General features: G+C 69.9%; 2 protein-coding genes and 1 pseudogene. All 3 read right to left on the reverse strand.

Annotated elements, in window-relative coordinates; all coding sequences use genetic code 11:
• Positions 1 to 2,038: pseudogene (locus HR086_RS45500) on the reverse strand (RCC1 repeat-containing protein); the annotation flags it as partial.
• Between the two features lie 129 nt (positions 2,039 to 2,167).
• A complete protein-coding gene (locus tag HR086_RS45505; RefSeq protein WP_174468781.1) occupies positions 2,168 to 2,584 on the reverse strand; it encodes a hypothetical protein in 417 nt (138 codons plus the stop codon).
• Between the two features lie 101 nt (positions 2,585 to 2,685).
• Positions 2,686 to 3,669 (reverse strand): RCC1 domain-containing protein (locus HR086_RS45510; RefSeq protein ID WP_373564446.1); only part of this gene is annotated, 984 nt, incomplete at its 5' end.

A 3,669-nucleotide genomic window follows, 5' to 3' on the forward strand; every position in this document is an offset into this window, starting at 1 on the left:
GCCCCTGGACGTTGGCACCCCAGCCCCACACGGTGCCATCCGCCTTCAAGGCCAGGACACTCTCGGCTCCCACCGACAGCGCCACCACCCCCGTGAGCCCTGGCACCCGCGCCGGAGCGAGCCGCGCCGTGAAGCTCCCATCCCCCAGCTGCCCCTTCGCGTTGCTTCCCCAGGCCCACACCGTGCCATCCGCCTTCAACGCCAGCGAATGACAGACACCCGCCCCCAGCGAAACCACGTCCGTCAGCCCCAGCACCTGCTCTGGCGCGAAGACCAGCCGGCCCAGGTCCTCGACGTCCTCGCACGTGTCCTGGCGGCCCCAGGTCCAGACCGTTCCATCCGCCTTCAACGCCAGCGAGTGCTCGACGCCCGCCGAGAGCGCCACGACGCCTTCCAGGCCCAGCGCCTTGACGGGCGCCGTCCGGGACAGGAACCGGGGATTGCCGTCCCCGAGCTGCCCCATCTCGTTGTCTCCCCACGCCCAGACGGAGCCGTCCACACTCAAGGCCAGCGAATGATAGGCCCCCACCGCCACGGCCGACGCGGTGAGCGTGGTGCCCACCTTCACGGGCAGGGCCCGGTTGACGTTCGTCCCATCCCCCAGCGCTCCCCAGCTGTTCGAGCCCCAGCTCCACACCGAGCCGTTCTCCTTGAGCGCCACCGAGTGGTAGGCCCCCGCGGCCACGGCCGCCATCAGCGTCAGCGTGGGGACCTGGACGGGCAGCCAGCGAGTCTGCGTCGTGCCATCCCCGAGCTGGGACTGGTCATTCGAGCCCCAGGCCCACGCGGTGCCATCCGCCTTGAGCGCCAGGGAATGGCGCCCTCCCGAGGAGGCCTCCACGCGCTCCAGCAACCCCCGCGTCAGCGCGGGCGCCAGCTTCATCAGATAGGTCCCATCCCCCACCTGTCCGTCGGAGTTGGAGCCCCAGGCCCATACCTCGCCCGTGGCCACCACCGCCACCGAGTGCTGCCCACCTCCCGCCGACACGCCCTTGACCTGCGTGAGCCCGGGCACCTGGAACGGTGACAGTCTTTGCGTCTGCGTTCCGTCTCCCAGCTGCGCTCTCAGGTTGCTGCCCCACGCCCACACCGTTCCATCCCCCTTCAGCGCCACCGTGTGCTGGCCTCCACCCACCACCGCGGCGACACCCGTCAGCCCTGGCACCTGCGTGGGGACCAGGCTCGCCGCCGAGGTGCCCAGCCCCAGCTGTCCCTCGTCATTCCTCCCCCAGCTCCACACCGTGCCATCCGTCTTCAACAGCACCGAGTGAGAGCCACCGCCGGTCACCGCCGTCACGCCCGTCATCCCTGGGAGGACGGCGGGCAGCAAGCGGCCTGTCAGGGTTCCCGTGCCGAGCTGACCATCCGCGTTTCCGCCCCACGTCCACACCCGGCCGTCCGCCGTCAGCGCCATTGAATGAGCATTGCCCGCCGCGATGGACACCACGCCCGTCAGGCCCTGCACCTGCACAGGTGAGGTCTTTCGCACCGTCGTCCCATCTCCCAACTGCCCTGTCGCGTTGTTGCCCCAGGCCCACACCGTCCCGTCCGCCTTCAGGACCACGGAGTGGGAGAAGCCGGCGGCGATGCCCACCACGTTCGTCAGGTTCGGCAGGGCCGCGGGCACCGAGCGAGAGACGAGGCTGCCATCCCCGAGCTGGCCGCTGCTGTTGTAGCCCCAGGACCACACCGTCCCGTCCGACTTCAACGCCAGCGAATGCAGCTCCCCGGCGCCAATGGCCCTGATGCTGAACAGACGCCACACGCGCGTGGGCGCAGGACGAGGGCGGGTGGTGCCATTGCCCAATTGTCCAAAGGCATTTCCGCCCCAGGACCACACCGTCCCATCCGAGCGCAGCGCCAACGTGTGGTGCCGCCCCGCCATCACCGTGCCCTGGCGCGAGGCGCCCTCAGCGGCACGGATGGTGCCGAGTTCGGAATTTTCGAATGCACCCGGCTCACCACAACTCGCCAGCCACATCACGCACAACAGCCAGCACACCGGGATTCCAGACACACGTCTCGCGACACGCTCCATGGGACACCCCTTTTCAGACAGCCCGACGACGAGAACTTCCAAACAGGACCCGCGCGAAGCAGGGGCGCGGTCGGGAGGGTGCTCGCAGCAGCACGAGGCCCTCCCGGACTTCGTGCTGCCTTTGCCGCGCTACCAGACCCTCACGGGTGACACTCGAACAGGAGACAGGCCCGTGCCAAGCTGCCCCGAAGTGCTGTCACCCCAGGACCACTCGCCCCGGTCTCCTTGAATCGCATGCGCATGAGCGGCGCCCGCGGCGACGGACAGCGCCGAGAGGCCGGGAACATTCACGGGCACCAGCCTCTGCGTGACGGTGCTCCCATCCCCCAGCTGCCCCAGGTGATTGCGCCCCCACGCCCACACCGTCCCGTCCGAGCGCAACGCCAGCGTGTGATTGCGCCCCGCCAGCACCGTGCCCTGACGCGCGACACCTTCCGCCGCGCGCGCGGACGCGAGCTCCGCCGCCTTGCCACTGGCGCCGCGCTCGGTGCACCCCACCAGCACCAGCGCGCACAGCAACCCGCCCCACGCCAGGATGCCGGACACACTTCTCCCACCGCATTGCATGAGTCCCCCTGCTCCAGACGAGTCTTGCAATCCCTGTCACGAGCCCCGGCGCGCCTCCGAAGCCCGACTCCCGCGGCGAATCACCACACACGCACGGGCGTGGCGCTGTCGACGAAGGTCCCCGTGCCCAACTGCCCGCTCTGGTTGAGACCCCAGGTCCAGACCGAGCCATCCCCCTTCACCACCGCCACGTGATGCAGCCCGGCCGACAGGGACACCGCCCCCGTGAAGCCCGTCAGCGGAGCGGGCACCGAACGCGTGATGAACGTGCCGTCCCCCAGTTGCCCAGAGCCATTGAAGCCCCAGGACTCCACCGTCCCGTTCGACTTCAGCACGAAGGAGTCCGCGAAGCCGGCGGAGAGGCGTATCCCTTCCGTGAGCCCCTGGACCTGGATGGGCGAGAGCCGGTTGACCTGGGTGCCGTCTCCGAGCTGGCCGTCGGAGTTCTCACCCCAGGTCCACATCGTGCCGTCCGCCTTCAGCGCCGCGGAATGAGTCAGCCCCGAGGAGAAGTCCATCACCTCCGTCAGTCCCAGCACCCGCACCGGGAGCGGGGCATCATCCAGCGTCCCGTCGCCGATATTGCCGTGTGGATTGGTGCCCCACGCCCACAGCGTGCCGTCCGCCTTCAATGCGAAGAAGTTGTAGCCGCCCCCCGACACCGCGATGACTCCCGTGAGGCCCGAGACTTGCGTCGGAGCGAGCACGAAGCTCGACGGGGGCGCACCCGGGAACCACAGGGGATTGATGGACCACGCCCACACCGTGCCGTCGTCCTTCAGCGCCACGGAGTGGTGCATCCCCGCCCCCACCATCACCACGTTGGAGAGGCTGGTGATGCGCGTGGGCGTCCGCAGGCCGTCGCGAGCCGCCGGCCCACCGGGGCCCTCGAAGGTTCCTCCCCACGTCCACACCGAACCCTCTAGCGTGAGCGCCACCGTGTGGTCCCGGCCAGACGCCACCGCCAGCACCTCCGACAGTCCTGGCACCTGCCCGGGCGTCGCACGGCCCGGCCGGCCCGCCGCCCCGAGCTGCCCCAGGTAGTTCTCCCCCCAGGCCCACAC

This window comes from Myxococcus sp. CA039A, from assembly GCF_013336645.1.
Taxonomy (GTDB): domain Bacteria; phylum Myxococcota; class Myxococcia; order Myxococcales; family Myxococcaceae; genus Myxococcus; species Myxococcus llanfairpwllgwyngyllgogerychwyrndrobwllllantysiliogogogochensis.